The organism is Pseudomonas sp. SIMBA_041 (genome assembly GCF_046535095.1).
In the GTDB taxonomy this organism is placed as follows: Bacteria; Pseudomonadota; Gammaproteobacteria; order Pseudomonadales; family Pseudomonadaceae; genus Aquipseudomonas; species Aquipseudomonas mucoides.
The window spans coordinates 436,946-456,624 of sequence record NZ_JAWRXJ010000005.1 but is presented as its reverse complement, the minus strand read 5'-3'; the positions used below and the strand labels follow the sequence as shown (position 1 = coordinate 456,624).

The following is a 19,679-nucleotide window of genomic DNA, read 5'->3' as shown; positions in this document are numbered from 1 at the left end:
ACGCATGTATCCGCACACCAAGATCGCTTTGCTGAGCCTGTCGCTGCTGTTCCCGCTCGCCGCGGCCCACGCCGCTGACGACGGCGCCCGCGCCTATCAGCTCGCCCCCGTAGGTACGCAGATGCTCACCGCCTACGGCATCGTCACCCATGGCAACCAGTCCACCATGCCCGGATCGGTGATCCGCGGCAGCGATGTCGACGTGCAGGTGGGCGTCGTCCAGTACACCGAGGTATTCGATGTGGGCGGCCATGCAACGGCGCTGTTCGGCGTGCTCCCGTACGGTGAGGTAAAGGCGACGGTCAAGCTGCCTGGGCAAGACATCACGAGCACCAGCAAGGGCCTGGGCGATGCGCAATTGGGCATTGCCTACGGCCTGATCGGTTCGCCTGCGCTGACGCCGGAGCAGTACGTCCAACAACGGCCGGGCTTCTCCCTGGGCGTACTCGGCAAGCTGTTCCTGCCCACCGGCGAGTACGACTCGCACAAGGCGGTGAATCTCGGCACCCACCGCTATGCCCTCGAGCTGGGCCTGCCGACGTCCTATGCCCTGGGCGAGTCCTATCTCGATCCGTCGTTGACCACCTTCGAGCTGCTACCAGCGGTTATTGTCTATGGCGACAACGACTCGCCCTACGGCGCCGACCGCAGTAGCCAGAAGCCCTTATACGGTGGCGAGGCGCACCTCACCCACAACTTCGGCCCAGCCTTTTGGGCGTCCGCCGACGCGCTGTTCTGGCGCGGCGGCGAAACCCGCACCGATGGTGTCGACGACGATAACCAGCAGCGCTCGCTGTCGCTCGGCGTGACCGCCGGCGTCAACCTCAACCGCACCAGCTCGCTGAAGATGACCTATGGCGAGGCCGTGGAACGTAACGAGGATGGCGTCGATGGCTGGCTCGGCCGCATCGTCCTCTCGGTGCTGTTCTGAGCCACCCCGCAACGCCCTTCCGTAATCGCCCCCAAGGAGCAACACCATGAAATCGAAGTGTCTGGCGGCCTCACTCTGTGTGGCCGCCCTCGCCCTCTCCGGCTGCGCCAGCAAGTACGTCGAGCCCGAGCAGTATTCGGGGTTCCTCAAGGACTACAGCGTGCTGAAACAGGGCAAGTCGGCGTCCGGCACGGAGGTGCTGTACTGGCTCGACGACGGCCTCGACGCGAAGCGCTATACCAGCGTCTACATCGAGCCGAGCCGGCTCTACCCGCAACCGCCGCCCAGCGAGAAGATTTCGCAGGACACGCTGCGGGACATCACCCGCTACTATGACCAGGCGCTGCAGCGCGAACTCGCCAAGGTCCTGCCGCTGGCCGCCCAGCCAGGGCCGGGCACCCTGGTGGTGCGCCCCGCGATCACCGCCGTCGAAGCCTCGGACAAGGACCTGCGCCCGTACGAATACCTGCCACTGATGTTCGTGGCCGCCCAGGTGAGTAGCGCCACCGGCATTCGCGACCAGCAAACCCGCCTGGCCAGCGAGGCGGCATTCCTCGACGGCGGTAGTCGGCGCACGGTCGCCGAAGTGGTGCGCAAAGGCACCGGCAAGGACCTGGAGAACGATGCCCAGACGATGCACGCCCAGGACGTCAAGGCCGTGCTGGACGGCTGGGCGGTCGACATGACGCGCTCCCTGCAGATGCTCAGGCAGCGCTGAGTCCAAACTGCACCGCCCGCACCATAGTAGAACCGCTTCGTGTTGACCGTTCCCGTTCACGGGACGGTCTTTTTATGGATCAAAACGCCGAAGGTCCCTCGCCGCAAGTCGAGGGGCGCACGGCCGGTGTTTGAGGCGAGTGGCGCCAGGCGCCGAGACCCAACAAGCAGGCCGGCGACCTCGACATGCCAACAACGCCAAGCCTGTGGATGTTTCATCGCCAGATGACAGCTTTGACTTGATAAAGGACCTCCGTCATGTATTTTTAACTGACCGGCCTTTTTTCTGGAGACATCCCATGCCACTGGTTCGTGTCGACATCAAAAAACACCAAGACCCTACCTTCGCCAAACGCGTCGGCCAGCTGATTTACGCGGCCATGCACAGCGCCATTGCCGTACCGGAGAACGATAACTTCCAGATCCTGACGGAACACGATGAACACCATTTCATCTTCGACCCTGGATACCTGGGCATCAACCGCACCGACAATCTGGTGATCATCCAGATCACGCTGAGCGAAGGCCGGACGGACGAGAAGAAAAAGCTGCTCTACAAAACCATCGCCGAGAGCCTGAATCGCGAGCTGGCGGTACGCCTGGAGGATGTGTTCATCAATCTGGTGGAAGTTAAAAAAGAGAACTGGTCGTTCGGCAACGGGATTGCCCAATACGCCCTTTGATTCCCCACCTTTCATACCTGTGAGCCACTGATGCCGCGAGTTTCCCGCAAGCAAGCCGACCTCAACCGCGAAATCATCGTCGAGGCCGCCACGCGGCTGTTTCGCGAGCGAGGCGTACACGGCATCAGTGTCGTCGACGTCATGGGCGCCGCAGGCCTGACCCATGGCGGCTTCTATGGGCATTTCGAGTCCAAGGAGGCATTGGCGCAGGAAGCCAGTGGTCGGGCGTTCGAGCAATCGGCTGAACGCTGGCGGGAACGGATCGCCGCCCATGTCGACGACAAGGACGCCGCCCGTCGTGCGCTGATCGAGCCTTACCTGTCGCCAGCCAGCCGCGACAACCCGGGTGACAGTTGCCCGGTGGCGGCTTTTGCCGGGGACATGTGCCACGAAGCGGCCGACAGTGGTTTGCGCCAGACCTTCATGGAGGGGCTCAACCGGCTGCTGAAAGCCTATGGTTCGCTGCTCGATTCGGGCGATGTCGATGCCGATCGGCAACAGGCACTGGTGGAGTACTCGCTGATGGTGGGCGCCCTGACCCTCGCCCGCGCCACCCGCGGTGAGGCCGTATCGGATGAAATTCTCGACGCCGCCCGCACCTTTCTGACGTCAAAAGGTTCATCAAACTGAACATCCGCGTGTGCGACTGTTGGCCGTTGCTAAACTGTTCGGGAGTCCGCAATCTGAAGCAACGTTCGAGCCCCGACAATTTCGATGCCCACAGGAGCGCAACATGCCTGCAACCGTTCTGGTACTGGTTGAAACCATCAATGATTACTTGCCGATTCTCGAACATCAGGGTTTTCACCTGATTCTTGCCCCCACACCCGCCGAACGCGCGGCGGCCATCAGCCGTCATGGAGCGCAGATCGATGCTGTGCTGACACGCGGCCCGCTGGGTCTTTACGCCGATGAAATCGCCGCCCTGCCCAATCTCAAGATTATTTGCGTCATCGGTGCCGGGTACGAACACGTCGACCTGCAGGCCGCCGCTGACCGCGGCATCACGGTGACCAACGGTGCCGGCGTCAATGCCTCATCAGTCGCCGACCACGCCATGGCCATGCTGCTCGCGCTGGTGCGTGACATCCCCCGCTGTGATGCGGCAGTGCGTCGTGGTGAGTGGCCGAAGATCATGCGCCCTTCCCTGGCCGGCAAGCGCCTGGGCATCCTGGGCCTCGGCGCCGTCGGCATGGCCATCGCCAAACGCGCCGCCAATGGCTTCGACATGACGGTCAGTTACCACAACCGCCAGCATCGCAGCGATGTGCCGTACACCTTCTGCTCAACGCCCACCGAACTGGCGCGCACCTCGGATTTCCTGATCATCGCGACCCCTGGCGGCATAGGCACTCGACATTTGATCAACAAGCCAGTCCTCGACGCCTTGGGGCCCAACGGGTTCCTCGTCAACATCGCCCGCGCCAGCGTGATCGTCAGCACCGACCTGATCAGTGCGCTTGAACAACGACGCATTGCCGGGGCCGCGCTGGACGTGTTCGATGCCGAACCGCATGTGCCGGAGGCGCTCAAGTCGCTGGCCAACGTGATCCTGACGCCTCATGTGGCGGGTTTGTCCCCGGAGGCGACTCAAGGCACTGTCGAACTGGTGGGACGCAATCTGATGGCGTTCTTCTCCGGCCACCCGGTCTTGACCCCCATCGAACTGCCGTCATCGCTGAGCAGCGCTGCGATTTGAAGTTCATTCAAACAGGTGTATCAAAAGCAATGATTGCCCGGCAACACGCTCACCTATAAGGGCCGTTCATGGTTGTGGGTGCCGGGTGCGCGGATTAGATTAGCCAATAGTCGCAGGCCTCCAAAATAACCAGAAGGGATAAGCATGGCGCTTACTGACCAGTCCACCCGTATCCGCTCTGGCGAAGAACTTGATGCCAGCCTGATCGATCCGTACCTCAAGGCACACATTCCGGGCCTCAGTGGTTTGCCGCAGATCAGCCAGTTTCCCGGCGGCGCATCGAACCTGACGTACCTGCTGGAATACCCCGAACAGGAATTTGTCCTGCGTCGGCCGCCATTTGGCCACAAGGCCAAGTCCGCCCACGACATGGGCCGTGAATTCCGCATTCTCAACCAGCTCAAGGACGGCTTCCCGTATTGCCCCAAAGCCTACGTGCACTGCACCGACGAATCGGTGATCGGCGCCGAGTTCTATGTGATGGAACGGGTCAACGGGATCATCCTGCGCTCCGAACTGCCGCCGGAACTGGGTCTGGATTCGGCAAAAACCGAGGCCCTGTGCAAAAGCTTCATCGACAAGTTCGTTGAACTGCACCGTGTCGACTACAACGCCTACGGCCTGGGTGATCTCGGCAAACCCGAAGGCTATGTCGCCCGCCAGATCAAAGGCTGGAGTGATCGTTACGAGAAAGCCCTGACCCCGGACGCGCCACAGTGGGACGTGGTCAAAGCGTGGCTCAACGACAAAATGCCGGCCGATCACCCGACGTCCAGCATCGTCCACAACGACTATCGCTTCGACAACGTGATCCTCGACCCGCAAAACCCGATGCAGATCATCGGTGTGCTCGACTGGGAACTGACCACACTCGGCGACCCGCTGATGGATCTGGGCAACACCCTCGCCTACTGGATCGAAGCCAGCGACCCGGCACCGGTGCAACTGATGCGCCGCCAGCCCAGCCATGCACCGGGCATGCTGACCCGCCGTGAATTCGTCGACTACTACGCTGAACGCTCGGGCATCCAGATCGACAATTTCGACTTCTACTACACCTACGGCCTGTTCCGCCTGGCCGGTATCGTGCAGCAAATCTACTACCGCTTCTTCCATGGTCAGACCCAGGACAAACGCTTCGCGCAGTTCATTCACATGAACAAACTGCTGGAGCAAATGAGCCTGCAAGTCATCCAGAAATCCAGCCTTTGATTACGCGCCTGGCCCAATAACAAGACTTTCCATAAGAGAACCCCATGTCCAAGACTCAGTTGTTCGACCTCGACGGCAAGATCGCTTTCGTTTCCGGCGCCAGCCGTGGCATCGGTGAAGCCATCGCCAAACTCCTGGCCCAGCAAGGCGCCCACGTCATCGTCTCGAGCCGCAAGCTCGACGGTTGCCAGCATGTGGCCGACGCGATCATCGCCGCCGGCGGCAAAGCCACCGCCGTCGCTTGCCACATCGGTGAAATGGAGCAGATCAGCCAGGTCTTCGCCGGTATCAAGGAACAGTTCGGCCGTCTCGACATTCTGGTCAACAACGCAGCGACCAACCCACAGTTCTGCAACGTGCTGGACACCGACCTCAGCGCCTTCCAGAAAACCGTCGACGTCAACATCCGCGGCTACTTCTTCATGTCGGTGGAAGCCGGCAAAATCATGCGCGAAAACGGTGGCGGCAGCATCATCAACGTCGCCTCGATCAACGGCGTCTCGCCGGGTATCTTCCAGGGCATCTACTCGGTGACCAAGGCCGCCGTGATCAACATGACCAAAGTATTCGCCAAGGAATGCGCACAGTTCGGCATCCGCTGCAACGCCCTGCTGCCAGGCCTGACCGACACCAAGTTTGCCTCGGCACTGGTCAAGAACGATGCGATTCTGAAAACCGCGTTGCAGCAGATTCCGCTCAAGCGTGTTGCTGATCCGAGTGAAATGGCCGGCGCGGTGCTGTACCTGGCGAGTGAGGCGTCGAGCTACACCACTGGGGTTTCGTTGAATGTGGACGGTGGGTACTTGTCCTGATTTGATTCGTCAGCAACCCTGTTAAGGGTTGGCACACTACAAACCCTGTGGGAGCAAGCTCGGCTCCCACAGGTTCTGTGTTTGGGGTCTATTGGGTAATGCAGCGCGTGGTCGTGGTCATCCGCTTCACTTCCCCCTCCGCTCTCGCATCACCCAACACTTCGGTCTTGTCGATGGTTTCGCAGTGGCGTTCTACCGGGGGTAACGGTGGCGGCGGTGGCGGTGGACTGGAGCAGCCGCTGAGGATCGCAATGCAGAAGGCAAGCGACAGCGGCGAAAAAGCACGTTTTCCAAGACTGTTCATAGGCTGACCTGCGGTAAGTAATCGATGTTTTCCGCGACTCGACGACAACACCGCGAAGTCGCGGACCGGTCACAGAAAATTTTACCCTCGCATTTCTTATAGCCCAGTCACCGGCCAATGCCAGCAAATAAGCCACTCAAGCCGATTTTTACCCCGAAAAACGACAGCTCTTATTGATTCTCGCCTGGGTGATGCAAACTATTGCTCTGCAACTCGTAACGCAGCTCTTCAATCAGCGACGCCAGCGCTTGCGGCGAATTTAGGCTCGACACCTTCAACCCGCTGACCACCAGGTCAACCTCACCCGACTCCGGGTGATACAGCTTTACCGTCACCGAGTTGTCTCCCGACACGCTGCATTCGCAGGCGCGTGGTGAAAAGTGCTGCTCCAGCAGCGCACGCAATTGCGTCAGGTAAATCATTGCGATTCCCCCTTAAGCTGGCTGGCAACCTCGTCGATAGAAACGAAATTAAGTGGGCGACGCATAGGGCAATTCCTTGAGCTGTTTCGTAGAGGACGCGAAGGGGTCAAAGCCCCCTTTTCGCACCCTTACAGCCTAAGGACTGGCGTCTGGTCCCAACACGTCCATTTGCACTGCCTCCACTAGTGCATTTGCACCCTAGCGCTGGCCCTTGGGGCGCCATTCACTGGAGAACAGTCCGCGCTCGCGGGACCAGACAATCGCCTCGCTGCGACTGTGAACGCCAAGCTTGGAATACACCGTCGATACGTGGTTGCGCACCGTGTTCAGCGCCAGTTTCAGGCGCACGGCGATCTCCTTGTCGGCCAGTCCCTCGCAGATCAGGCCGAGTACATCGCGCTCGCGAGCGGTCAGGTCGGTGAAGGACACGCTGGGTAACTTCGGCGAGTTGACGCTTTTCACGTTGGCGAGTTTTTCGATCAGCGTACGACTGAACCAGGAAGCGTCTTTCATCACCTCCTCGATCGCCGCGACCAGTTCAAGCTCGGTGCGTTTGCGTTCGGTGATGTCCATCAACACCAGCAGGTAACAAGGACTGTCCTGAATATTCACGGTGTCAGCCGAGATCGTGCAGTCAATCAGGAGCGTGTCTTTTTTGCGGATCCTGACATCGACGCGGTCCAGGCTCCCGGCCTTCTCCAGCGCTGCAAACAGCTGCGTGCGCGCGGTCTTGTCGTCGATGAAGTCGATCTCAGCGAGCGTCTTGCCGAGCACTTCCTCGCTGGGATACGCGAGGGTGTCGAGAAAGGCCTCGTTCACGTCGATCACCACCTGATCCTGCGCGCTGCACACCAGCGTCGGCACCGGTGTCAGGCGAAAGGCCTTGGCGAAGCGCTCCTCGCTCTGGCGCAGGGCAATTTCGGCTTTGTGCCGGGGCTCCATGTCGACGAACGAAAACAGCATGCAGTCTTCTTCGTTCAACTCCAGCGGCTGCCCCGCAACGATCACCTGTTTGCTGCCACCGTCAGCCAAGCGCAGCTCGGCCTGCATCTGTGGAATCGTGGCGTGCTCGCGCAGACGCTCGATGGCCAGGTCTTTCTTTTCGGCGCCTTCGAGGATGTCCAATTCATAAGTCGACACGCCGATCACCTGATCGCGGGTAAAACCGGTCATCTCCAGGAAACCGCCGTTGACCTTGATGTAACGCAAATCGCTGAGGCGACAAATCACCGCCGGGGCCGGGTTCGCGTTGAAGGTCTTTTCGAAACGCTGCTCGGCGCTGGCCCATTCGGTGACGTCGTCCATGATCAGCACCAGCGACTCCGGCTCACCGGCGCTGTCGGCCACCACCAAGCTGCGCACCCGGTGCACCCACATGTGCTCTTCATCGTCGGTCGGACTGACTTCAACCAGCACATCGCTGAACGTTTCGCCCCGGGCGACGCGGCTGACCGGGTAATTGTCCTTCGGCACCGGGTGATTGTTCCGATAGCGCAAGGCGAAGCGCTTGGCGTACTCCCGGGCATTGGCGCCCAGTTCGTTGATCTGCTCGACACCGTGCATGGCCAGCGCGGCGTCATTGGCCCAGAGGATCGTCTGATCGAGTTCCAGCAGAATCACGCCGTCGGACAAACCGGCAATAATCTGCTGCAACTGGCGACGATTGGTTTCGGTGCTCAGGACGTCCTGACTCATTGGATCTCCACACATTTAGCGGCACCCATGCACGGCGCCCAGTGAAGATTACGACCACGCAGAAGCGGGATCGTGCAAAGAACCTGTGTGCGAGCAAGCTCGCTCCCACAGGTTTTTGTAGGTATCCGTTGGGCCGGTTATTGCAAGTGCAACCAATTCTGTAACCCCGCCAGCTTGTCCGGATTACGCATGATGAAAATCCGGCTCACGCACCCCGCCTCGTCAAAACCGAAGGTCATTGACGCTGTGATAACCCCGTCAGCCTTGATGATCACACCTTGGGCCCCATTGATTTCCATCGGCAACCATTCGCAGGTCTGCCAATAGGCGTGCAGCGACTGGCCAATGAAATCAGCAACGCGGGTAATGCCCAGCAGGGTTTCGCGGATGGCCGAGGCCTTGCCACCACTGTCCGCACAAAGTTCGACGTCTTCGCTCAGCATCGCGGTCAACGCTGTGGTCGAGCCGCTGGCGATGGCGCTGTGGAAAGCGTTCAACAGTTGATCCTGACGCATCGGCTCCGGTTGGTAGCGCGCGTGCCCGGCGCCGAGGCTGGTTTTGGCCCGGGACACCAGTTTTCGACAAGCCGCTTCCTGAACCCCGACCGCATCCGCGACGTGCGCGTAATCCATGTCGAATATTTCGTAGAGCAGGTACGCCGCACGCTCCTTGGGGGTCAGCCGTTCGAGCAACAACAGGAACGCCGTGGACAGCGACGAGGCCAGTTCATGCATGTGCTCGGGTGAATCCTGATGGGTGGTGTGAATCGGTTCCGGCAGCCAGGTGCCAATGTAATCGACCCGCGACTTGTGCGCCGACCGCAGCAGATCAATGCAGTGCCGGGTGCACGCTGTGGTGAGCCAGGCGGCCGGCGTGGCAATGGAGGCCCGATCAGCCTCCAGCCATCTGATGAACAGCTCTTGCACGACATCCTCGGCTTCAGCGCGTGAGCCGAGAATGCGGTACGCCAGACCGAGCAAAAAGGGCCGACGTTGCTCGAACACAGCGGCGGCGTTTTCAGCGCAATTCATCGATCAGTGCCTCGACACCTGCAAACGGTTCCACAGGTTGATCATGCCGATCTCGGCCGTCAAGGCACCGATCTGCGCGTCAGTGAAGTGCTCACGCAAGTCACCGCGCAAACGGGCGTAATCGGTCTTTTCATCGAGCACGGTCAGGGCTTCGGTCCAGGCCAGCGCAGCGCATTCGGCGGCGCTGAAATCACTGACGTGGCGCCAGACGATCAAGCGGTCGAGACGCTCGTTGCGTTCATTGGCCTCACGGGCTTCGCGGGTGTGCATTTTCACGCAGAAACCACACTGGTTGATCTGCGAAGCGCGCAGATGAATCAGGTGTTTGAGGGTGGGTGCCAGGTCGTGGTTATCGAGGGTGACGTGGACCTGAGTCAGGCTTTCGAAAACCTGTGGGATCGATTGCAGCAAGTTGACCGGTTGAGTGTTGGACGACATCGTGTTGCTCCACTGTTTAAAGGGTTCAACAGGATGACGATTGAGGATTGGGGTTTGTGACGTGCGCTGATTTTTTCAGCGCACGTCAGGTGTTTCAGGCCGCCAGTTCACCGCTGGCAATCGCGGCCTAGCAAGATATTACTGACTTCATTGCCAACTCTATTCGCTCACGTGCAGCACTCGTCAAACGCTTCACACCGAATGCCTTAGCGATTTCGAGCGGTCTATCACCTGCCGAAATCAATGACGCGACGACTAGCAACTCTTCAGATGCTATTTCTTCTACGGACCGGGCATCATCCAGCGCTCCTGCAATCCGATAACTGTTCCAGCCGGCGACGTCGCTTTCAGAATGCCAGACGAATAGACCGTCGACCGGGTCGCTTCTCAGGTGATGGTTCTTCTCTGTCAGATCCAAGACCCGTTCACGGATCAGACGTCCAGAGCGCTGAAAACCATGAGCTCTGGCAATCCGCTGTACCAACAACGAATCGAGAATTGGAGCTTCTTGCGCTAACACATGAGCAATCAAATCTGAAAGTACAACGTCATACTCCTGAGAGTAAAAAGCGTCCGAGTTAATCCGATGACTCTCAATCGTGAAGTCTGTGAGGCGATATTCTCCCTTCATTGCAGGTTTGGCTGGAGCAAAAAACGCGCCTGCAATCTTGAGTTCTGCCGTCTCATCAACGAACTGATCCTGCGTAGAAGGACTGACAATCGTATCAGCCTGATCAGCGGTAGTTACTGCAGACAGAGGCTGCACCAGTACCAGATGGGGAACAGGTAGATCTTGAGACTGTGCTATCGCAGGTACTGCGCGCGACTCACTCAATAGTGTCTCGAGTGACGCGTGCAATCGATCAAGCGCACCAGACTTATCAATCCACCATTCGGTGGACCATAGCCGAACCAGTTTCCATCCCAGTCCTTTAAGGATTGCACTACGAACCTTGTCACGATCTCTCGCTGTAGCTGCACTGTGATAAGTTGCGCCATCGCATTCGACACCAACGAGATAATCACCCGGTCTATCGGGATGGACGATTCCCAAGTCAATTCGGAAACGAGACACACCAATTTGAGGCACTACCTGCCAGCCCTTTCGCCTCAATCCTTGGGCAACAGCCTCTTCAAATGGCGAATCATAGCCACCTACAGACCCCTGTACAGCCTCAGCAAGCGCCCTTGGGCCACGTTGAGCAAATTCGATAAAGTGCTTGAGATCGCGTACTGCCCGGGCATTGGTACGGTTTAAGTCGACCATTGATGAATCGAAGGATGAAAAGACCAACATTTCCCTGCGCGCACGCGTAATCGCGACATTCAATCGGCGCCAACCACCTTCTTTGTTCAAGGGGCCAAAGTTCATAGACATGACCTGAGCACCGGGCTCGGTGGGACCGTACCCAATACCCAACATGATCAAATCTCGCTCATCGCCTTGCACAGTCTCCAGGTTTTTTACAACGACGGGTTCGGCGATATCATCCTGGAAAAACGGCTCAATCTGCGGAAACTGCTGGCGCGCCCTGTCCAACAGGTCGGTAATAAGTCTTTGCTGATCACTGTTAAGCGTGATAATCCCGATAGTATGACCTGCAGCGACAAAGGCTGGGTCCAACAAACGCTTAACGGTTTCGGTAACGATAGCTTCAGCTTCAGCCTGATTGTGTCGACCCTTACCTTTCGCATAAACACCATTGACACGCCGCCACTCCACAGCGCTTGCGCGGGTTTCCGCTGCTGGGAAAGTAATCAAGTTACTGTCGTAGTAACGGTGGTTTGAAAATGCAATCAAACTTTCATGGCGACTACGGTAATGCCAGCTAAGGCTATGGCTTGGAATACCCGCACCGAGACACTCATCCAGAATGCTCTCCATGTCCTCAGACGTATCATCCTCTGACGCGGAGGCAGCACGATTGAAGAAATTCGTGGGGGGCATTTGACGGGGGTCACCCGCAATCACAACCTGCTTGCCTCTTGCAATCGAACCAATCGCATCCCAGGGCGCAATTTGCGAAGCCTCATCGAAAATAACCAAATCGAAAAGAGCCAGGTCCGTCGGTAGATACTGTGCAATCGAAAGCGGACTCATGAGCATACAAGGGGCAAGCTTGGTCATGGCGTCACCCATCTCAACAGCCAATTGTCGCACTGGTTTGTGGCGTCGGGACTTCTGCAACTCGTGCTTCAAAATGCCGAAGCCACCCTGTTTGCCAATCTCGTTTTTCGAGGGAATCAAACCACATAGCTTCGCTCGTATGTACCGCACTGTGAGTTTGGACAAATCTTCATCAAGACGAACAAACGCCTCAATATCGCTTGTGTGCTCCGCAGGTACGAAGTTTCGCAGCAACGGCTCGGCATCAATCATCACCGTCGCAAACCAACGAGCGTAGGCAGTTTCGAAAGCATTGACGGTGCCACCTTCGGGTATGGCGTTAGACGCCAACGCATCACTTAACGGTTGAAGCCCTAACGCCACAGCCTCCTCTCTAACTCGACACCAATCACACCAAGCTTTTAGCTTTGATTCCTGGCGGATGATTGCATTAGAAGCCTCCAGCAAAGATTCAACTGTCAGTTTTGCCTCAAATGGCCGATTCCCCAACTCGTTGAATCGTTTGGTGGTTTCATTGAAGTAAACGAGTGCATCTTTTAACTGATGCAATGCCGAAGCAATGAATCCGCCGCCGCCCAGTAACTCGTTGGCTTTTACGACAAGCTTTTCAGTAGCTCCGCGTAAAGAAATCAGATCCTCGGGAGACTCGGCTCTTGAGCTGATCATCGTCCTCAGACGTTCGCCCAACTCGCAGGCTGCAGCCATGATTGGTGTATCACTGGACACGCCGCTCCATCCAGGCACGGAACTCACATCTGCAGATAAGCCATCCAGAGAAGCAAGCAAGTTACGCAGTTCGTCGAGCTTGATCAGGTCCGACTCAACGCTCGGGAGTCCGACGGCGCCTCCAGTACTTGCCAGATTTCTAGCTACCTTCTTTTTACCGAGAGTAGCCAGGAACCAGAATTTAGCCTTCGCCGTATCCCAATCATTTTTGACCTGTTCAAGGTTAATAGTGCGACAAGCGTCTGGCGCATATCGCAGGGACAGCGACTGTTCAATCTCACGATATTCTACGAGTAGCTGAGCAGCTTTTTTGGCAGCACCTATCTTCGCGCTCGCGTTCAGCGTAAAGGCGAATGAAAGATCAATGCCGTGAGCATCAATCAGAACAGCGACAAACTGCGCGAGTTGTTCGATATCCTCGCTACTTGCAACCGAAAGTGGAAGGTCGGTGGCTTTCAGCAAACTGCTGCTAGCTACTTTAAGTCGCTCGATAGCACCAGGGAGATCGCTCGCTGCAGCGACAATCGCCTCCTGCCATCCGTTTGACCAATCCGTAGGAGCCAAAAGTGAAAAACCTGCAGAAAGCTCTCGTGCAGCTTGGCTATTCAGATCAAGGCGTCTAGCGACATCCTGAAGCTGAGTGTAGGTGTGCACGTCGTGAGTTGTGCCCTCTGGCCATCCAATACGCGGTATTGAGGCATTACCATCCCTAACAACAAGGCCAATGGCCTGATGCACAGACCACCCATTAGGTGAACGGCGATGCAACAGCTCTACAACTTCATTAAGGCTATTTCTCAGCCTATGCAGCTTCGAAGTTTCAACTGCCCACTCTCCAGCAGTCAGCGCATCACGTACGTCCCACGCTCGCTCGAGTTGCTTGAGCACTTCTACTTTCGACGTCTTGCTTGAGTGGAGTTCAAGACAGAATTCGCCTAACCCCTTTTCCTCAAGTCGACGATAAACCACATCAAGTGCCGCCATTTTCTCTGCGACGAACAAGACCCTACGTCCGAGAGCAAGGTTGTGCGCAATCATGTTTGCAATGGTTTGGGATTTACCAGTGCCAGGAGGCCCGTCGAGTACAAAGTCACAACCACTGGCCGAAGCAACGACGGCCGCCAATTGAGAAGAGTCCGCAGGTAAAGGCGTAAAAAGATCAGCAGGGTTGATCTTCTTATCTAGTTCGTTGGGTTGAGGAAAGTCACCCGCAGTCGAATAGCCTTCACCACCAATGCTCCTTTCCAACAGGTGCTTGACCATAGGGCTTTTCAAAAGCTGTTCGGAACGGGCCGCAAGATCTTGCCACATCAAGTATTTCGCAAAGGAAAAAGTCCCTAACACGAGCTCCGTGGTGACTTCAAATCCCGGCACATCCCTTATCGCGCGTCTGACGGTATTCCAGATACCTGCGACATCGATACCGCTCTCATCGCTCGGAAGCTCCCCTTCCAACCCTGGAATGACTAATTCAAAATCGTGGCGCAATAGCTCGAGCAATGTGAGGTTAAAGCGAGGCTCATCCTCAAGCAGAGTCATAGTTACGCCTGACAAAGCGCTTTTACGGTCAAGCTTCACCGGTAGTAAAATCAAGGGAGCAGAATAAGTCTTAGGATCGTCTGCCGACTTTTTCCATTTTAGAAAGCCGACAGCAAGAAACAGCGTGTTTGCGCCCCCCTCATCAAGATCGCTCCGGGCTTTGCGATAGAGGTCGATCAACGCAACTTCAAGCTTGCTCTTTTCGAGGGTGGCAAGTACTTCGCCTCGAGATAGAGCCGTCCTGGCATACTCATCGCGCAAACTTTCACGGTTTTGTTGCTCATACAGAGCAGCATCTCGTCCTCCCGCTTCGAGATCTGGCACAGGGACGATACGAATACGCTTTCCGCTGGCGAGCTGATCCTCCAATTCCGCTGGATCAGGACAAATCAGTCGGACACCTTTTGCGCTTTCCGGCAAGTGAAGGAGCCGGTTGCGCGTGGTGAGATCTAGAAGTTTGCGCTGCCAAAGCGTTAACTTTCCAGCAGGGGAATCTGCATCGGTAGAAATCTCGATGTCGAAGCCGGGCAACGGAGGTGCTGCTTCCAAAGACTCTGATACTTCTTCTGACCCTTCTGCGGGACTGGACTTAGGCAGATATACCGAGGAGGCCAAAGGTCGGATGCGCTGCATACGCGCCCGATGTATATCAATGGCCATGATGAAGTCTTCATCATTGATTTGCCTCTCTGCATTGCTTATCGCTTGACTGAAGCTCGGCACAGGAAACTGGGTTGCGAGCGTAGTTTCAAAAACGAGCACTTCTTTTAAGTCGATACGCTTGCGTACTGCGGAGACTTCATCGGTAATGAGCTGAGAGAACTCTTGGGGCTGAAGCCAAACACCAACAAACGCGTGCCCCTTGGTCAGTATCAGTAGAGAATTTAGCCCTGCCTGCTCCAGAGCTGCTGCGAAAAGCAGTGCCGTATCCAGGCACGTCGCAATACCTCCCTCCAGAATAAGGCCCGGCGTTCGAACCTTTTGTCCATGGGTTTCAAAGCTTGCGGGGGGTAACGCATAACTCAACCTTAGCCCGCAAACAGCGGACCATATGGCGGAGGCCAGCTCCCACGTCCTGGTTCTAGATTTGCTTTCGTATCCGTCAATGCCATCCGTCTTTCCAGCGCGGCGCAAAACGTCCGATGCAGACTTCAGGACTCGATCGACCGCAGGGTCATTTGGCATCACAAAAGCGGGCAGCAACTCCGGCATGGAATTAACACCGCCCCATTCATTTTTCGCTAAAAGCTCAATCGGAAACGATTGGCTGAAGAGAGTTGCATCTTTGCAGCGAAGACGCAGAATCACGGTTGCAGCGAGACTTTCTGCAAGGTCGGCAAGATAGCCAGCATTCAGCGCCAAATTGCGCTCAGTAATATGAAGCGTCGAACCTTTACTCAGACGGTCCAAGCGCCACATTTTACCTTCGAGAAAGGGAGGATCCGCTACAAGCTCCAGTTCAAGATCGTTGAAGTCCGCCTCACCGTCGTTGTGTACCGTCAGCTCTCGCAGAACCGGCACAGCATTTTGGTGGGAAGCGAAGCCGATTTTGCTGGCTATCACCGCCTCGATCTTGATGGTCATAAACCATTTCTCCATGGTGAACTTGACGATACAACTATGAATACATGCACAAATAGCGGGCATACTCACCGACATGAAGGTTTTTTGAAACTGCTTTTTTGGATAATCTTGTGGTTTCGAATATTGCAACGCAAAAAGCGGCGCATTCATGACAAAGCTCAACATCGCGAACGCTTTCGCGCCGAGTGTACGACCAAACAGTTGTAAAAAATTTAGGGACTATCGCGTTTATTTATTCAAACCTGACCGTTCATCTCTACGACTTATTCGCAGCTGAAAACGGAGTGTTGCAACGCTCCGACAAATCTCTTCGCGTTATTTGTTCGCCCGAATTAAAAAAACGGCCTCCTGGCCGTTTCTTTAACTGAAGCAGTTACACATCAATAGTGTTAATCCGCTACCTAACCAACTGCCCGCTGGCAATCGCCGCCGACGCCGCCAGCATCGCCCGCAACAACACCGCACACCCCGCCGCCAGATCATCCGGCGCGGCGTTTTCGATTTCGTTGTGGCTGATGCCGCCTTCGCACGGCACGAAGATCATCCCGGCGGGACCGAGTTCGGCGAGGAAGATTGCGTCGTGCCCCGCTCCGCTGACGATGTCCATGTGCGACAAGCCCAGGCCTTGAGCGGCGTTGCGTACCGCGTCGACGCAGCCTGGGTCGAAGTACAGCGGCGGGAAGTCTGCCGTGGGGGTGAGTTCGAAGGTCAGGCCGTGTTCATCGCAGGTGGTTTCGATGACGTGGCGGACTTCGGCGATCATCGAGTCCAGGCGTGCCGGCTCCAGGTGACGGAAGTCGAGGGTCATGCGTACTTCGCCGGGGATGACGTTGCGTGAGCCGGGGTAGGCTTGCAGGCAGCCGACGGTTCCGCAGGCGTGGGGTTGGTGGCCGAGCGCGGCGCGGTTGACCGCACCGACGATCACGGCGGCACCGACCAGGGCATCCTTGCGCAGGTGCATCGGGGTCGGACCGGCGTGGGCTTCGACGCCGCGCAGTTTGAGGTCAAACCACTTCTGGCCGAGCGCGCCCATCACCACGCCGATGGTTTTGTGTTCGTCTTCGAGGATCGGGCCTTGCTCGATGTGGGCTTCAAAATAAGCGCCGACCGCATGCCCGCTGACCTGACGCGGACCGGCGTAACCAATGGCGTTGAGTGCCTGGCCCACGGTGATGCCTTCGGCGTCGACCTTGGCCAGGGTTTCCTCGAGGGTGAATTTTTCGGCGAAGACCCCGGAGCCCATCATGCACGGGGCGAAGCGCGAGCCTTCTTCATTGGTCCAGACCACCACTTCCAGCGGCGCTTCGGTTTCGATGTTCAGGTCGTTGAGGGTACGCAGCACTTCGACGCCGGCCAGCACGCCGAAGCAGCCATCGAACTTGCCGCCGGTGGGCTGGGTGTCGATGTGGCTGCCGGTCATGACTGGTGGCAGGCTCGGGTTGCGGCCCGGACGGCGGGCGAAGATGTTGCCGACGGCGTCGACGCTGACGGTGCAGCCGGCCTCTTCACACCAGTTGACGAAAATGTCGCGGGCCTGGCGGTCGAGGTCCGTCAGGGCCAGGCGACAGACGCCGCCCTTGACCGTGGCGCCGAGTTTGGCGAGCTCCATGAGGGATTGCCACAGGCGGTCGCGGTTGATGTGCTGATGGGTGGATTGCAGAACGTCTACGGCTGCGTTCATGGTGATCTCCTCAGGCAGTTGTTGTAGGTTATTCAGGTATTTTCTGGGTGTTCTTAAGGCCGCCATCGCGGGCAAGCCTGGCTCCTACAGGGAATTTTCAGTGCTCACAAAAACCCTGTGGGAGCGAGCTTGCTCACGATGGGGCCATCACTTACACCGCAGATTTCGCCACGGATGGGCTAGGCCGCAACGAGCACAACCCGTAATAAATCACCCCGCCCAACGCCGAGCCGGTAAACCAGCCGTAGCTGTAGAACCAGCTGAACGCATCGCTGCCCAGCGACAACAGCGTCAATACCACCGGCACACCGAACGCGATAAAACCGAACCAGTTCCACGCCGGGTACACGTCATCGCGATACAACCCGGCCAGATCCAGTTGCTGTTTCTTGATCAGGAAATAGTCCACCACCATGATTCCGGCAATCGGCCCGAGCAAGCTGGAATACCCCAGCAGCCAGTTCGAATAGACCGTTTCCAGGCTCAGGTCCGAAACAATCAACCCAAGTTTTTTCAGCAGTTCATGCGCCATCAACAACAGCCCCACCACCCCGGTGAGCAACACCGCTTTGGTACGGTTGATTAATTTGGGCGCGACGTTCTGGAAATCGTTGGTCGGCGAGACGATATTGGCCGCGGTGTTGGTGGACAGCGTGGCGATGATGATCAGCGCCATGGCCAGCGCCACCCAGACCGGGCTCTGGATATGCCCGATCAGCGTCACCGGGTCGGAGACGGTCACGCCCACCAGTTTCACCGACGCGGCGGTCATGACCACACCCAGCGAGGCGAACAGGAACATGGTCAGCGGCAGGCCGATAATCTGCCCGATGATCTGGTCTTTCTGGCTTTTGGCGTAACGGCTGAAGTCCGGGATGTTCAACGACAAGGTGGCCCAGAAACCGACCATCGCGGTCAGGCCGGCGGCGAAGTAACCCGCCACGCTCGCGCCCTCAGGACGCTTGGCCGGGATCGCCAGCAACTCGGTCATCGACACATTCGGCAGCGCCCACACCAGCAAACCCGCACCGACCAAAATCAACAGCGGCGCGGACAGGGTTTCCAGCCACTTGATCGACTCGGCTCCGCGAATCACCACCCACAGGTTCAGCGCCCAGAACACCATAAAACCGATGACTTCGCCGGTGCCGCCCAACGACTTCCAGCCCTCGAACACCGAGCCCAGGAACAGGTGAATGGCCAACCCGCCGAACATCGTTTGAATCCCGAACCAGCCACACGCCACCAGGGCGCGGATGAGACAGGGAATGTTGGAACCGAGAACGCCAAAGCTGGAACGCAGCAACACCGGAAACGGAATGCCGTATTTGGTGCCGGGGAAAGCGTTCAGTGTCAGCGGGATCAGCACGATGATGTTGGCAAACAGGATCGCCAGCAGCGCCTCACCCACGGTCAGCCCGAAATACGCCGTGAGCACGCCGCCCAGGGTGTAGGTCGGCACACAAATCGCCATGCCGATCCACAGCGCGGTGATGTGCCATTTGTTCCAGGTTCGCTCATGCAGCTTGGTCGGTGCCATGTCGTGGTTGTAACGGGGACTGTCGAGAACGTCGCTACCGGCTTCGAGTTCATACAAGCCGTTACGCTCGGTCACTTGCGATCTGATCTGTTGCATGGCCGCTCCACTGTTCTTTGAATTATTTTTTTCTCATCAAGCAGCCTGGGCATCAATAAACGTGCCGGGCCACTCGATTACGCATCGGGCAGTTCCATAAAACGTTACAACCAACTGTTTTTATTCATATATCCGGCAAGTCCCGGACGGCATGCCTGTTCACTCAGGCTGCTTGCCAGCCACGTTGTCCGAACCGTCAGGACTCAAACTGGTGCATCAAACTTTTTTGAAACGTTGCGCATCAACCATAGACCATCCTCAAGCGGCTGATTTCACATAGAAAATCTCGTCTATTTTTGGAACCTGTCAAGTGCGTCAAAATGGTGAGAAGCCTCACCATTTTGGTGAATTATTGATTTAATCGTTATTAATCAATTATTTAAAACAGTAATAAGCTTATAAAAAATATTCTTGCTGAATTCATAAACTCCGACTAGCTTC

14 protein-coding genes are annotated in these 19,679 nt (G+C 57.1%); 7 read left to right on the top strand and 7 right to left on the bottom strand.

Going from position 1 to position 19,679, the window contains the following annotated elements; genetic code table 11:
- Positions 1 to 4 precede the first annotated feature (4 nt).
- The 7 genes from SB725_RS14835 to SB725_RS14805 all read left to right on the top strand — a co-directional run bounded on the left by SB725_RS14835 (position 5) and on the right by SB725_RS14805 (position 6,054).
- The gene (locus SB725_RS14835) at positions 5 to 931 is read left to right on the top strand and encodes a transporter (RefSeq protein ID WP_027923326.1); all 927 of its coding nucleotides are present in this window, start codon (positions 5 to 7) and stop codon (positions 929 to 931) included.
- Between the two features lie 46 nt (positions 932 to 977).
- Positions 978 to 1,649 (top strand): DUF3313 domain-containing protein, encoded by a 672-nt coding sequence (locus SB725_RS14830; RefSeq protein ID WP_027923325.1) that lies wholly within the window; start codon positions 978 to 980, stop codon positions 1,647 to 1,649.
- A 298-nt stretch (positions 1,650 to 1,947) separates the two neighbouring features.
- The gene (locus SB725_RS14825) at positions 1,948 to 2,331 is read left to right on the top strand and encodes a tautomerase family protein (protein WP_027923324.1); all 384 of its coding nucleotides are present in this window, start codon (positions 1,948 to 1,950) and stop codon (positions 2,329 to 2,331) included.
- A gap of 30 nt (positions 2,332 to 2,361) precedes the next feature.
- Positions 2,362 to 2,961, top strand: coding sequence for a TetR/AcrR family transcriptional regulator (locus tag SB725_RS14820; RefSeq protein ID WP_194939605.1), 600 nt, complete (start codon positions 2,362 to 2,364; stop codon positions 2,959 to 2,961).
- Between the two features lie 103 nt (positions 2,962 to 3,064).
- Positions 3,065 to 4,030, top strand: coding sequence for a 2-hydroxyacid dehydrogenase (locus tag SB725_RS14815; protein ID WP_027923322.1), 966 nt, complete (start codon positions 3,065 to 3,067; stop codon positions 4,028 to 4,030).
- A gap of 144 nt (positions 4,031 to 4,174) precedes the next feature.
- Positions 4,175 to 5,242 carry a phosphotransferase family protein gene (locus tag SB725_RS14810; RefSeq protein ID WP_059180983.1) on the top strand — a complete coding sequence of 356 codons (1,068 nt, stop codon included), beginning with the start codon at positions 4,175 to 4,177 and terminating at the stop codon, positions 5,240 to 5,242.
- 44 nt (positions 5,243 to 5,286) lie between these two features.
- Entirely contained in the window at positions 5,287 to 6,054 is a 768-nt protein-coding gene (locus SB725_RS14805; RefSeq protein ID WP_027923320.1) for an SDR family oxidoreductase, read from the top strand.
- 474 nt (positions 6,055 to 6,528) lie between these two features.
- On the opposite strand, the gene SB725_RS14800 is transcribed toward SB725_RS14805, so the two are convergent.
- The 7 genes from SB725_RS14800 to SB725_RS14770 all read right to left on the bottom strand — a co-directional run bounded on the left by SB725_RS14800 (position 6,529) and on the right by SB725_RS14770 (position 19,238).
- A complete protein-coding gene (locus SB725_RS14800) occupies positions 6,529 to 6,780 on the bottom strand; it encodes a DUF1652 domain-containing protein (RefSeq protein ID WP_027923319.1) in 252 nt (83 codons plus the stop codon).
- A gap of 198 nt (positions 6,781 to 6,978) precedes the next feature.
- Entirely contained in the window at positions 6,979 to 8,475 is a 1,497-nt protein-coding gene (locus SB725_RS14795) for a PAS domain S-box protein (protein WP_410922022.1), read from the bottom strand.
- Between the two features lie 137 nt (positions 8,476 to 8,612).
- Complete coding sequence (gene sigJ / locus SB725_RS14790; protein WP_410922020.1) at positions 8,613 to 9,506, bottom strand: RNA polymerase sigma factor SigJ; 894 nt, start codon at positions 9,504 to 9,506, stop codon at positions 8,613 to 8,615.
- A 3-nt stretch (positions 9,507 to 9,509) separates the two neighbouring features.
- Entirely contained in the window at positions 9,510 to 9,944 is a 435-nt protein-coding gene (locus tag SB725_RS14785; RefSeq protein WP_194939607.1) for a carboxymuconolactone decarboxylase family protein, read from the bottom strand.
- Between the two features lie 127 nt (positions 9,945 to 10,071).
- On the bottom strand, positions 10,072 to 15,921 hold the full coding sequence (locus tag SB725_RS14780; RefSeq protein WP_410922098.1) for a DUF3320 domain-containing protein: 5,850 nt from the start codon (positions 15,919 to 15,921) through the stop codon (positions 10,072 to 10,074).
- A gap of 397 nt (positions 15,922 to 16,318) precedes the next feature.
- A complete protein-coding gene (locus SB725_RS14775) occupies positions 16,319 to 17,602 on the bottom strand; it encodes a Zn-dependent hydrolase (protein WP_410922019.1) in 1,284 nt (427 codons plus the stop codon).
- A gap of 151 nt (positions 17,603 to 17,753) precedes the next feature.
- Positions 17,754 to 19,238, bottom strand: coding sequence for an NCS1 family nucleobase:cation symporter-1 (locus SB725_RS14770; protein ID WP_059180987.1), 1,485 nt, complete (start codon positions 19,236 to 19,238; stop codon positions 17,754 to 17,756).
- Positions 19,239 to 19,679: the final 441 nt, after the last annotated feature.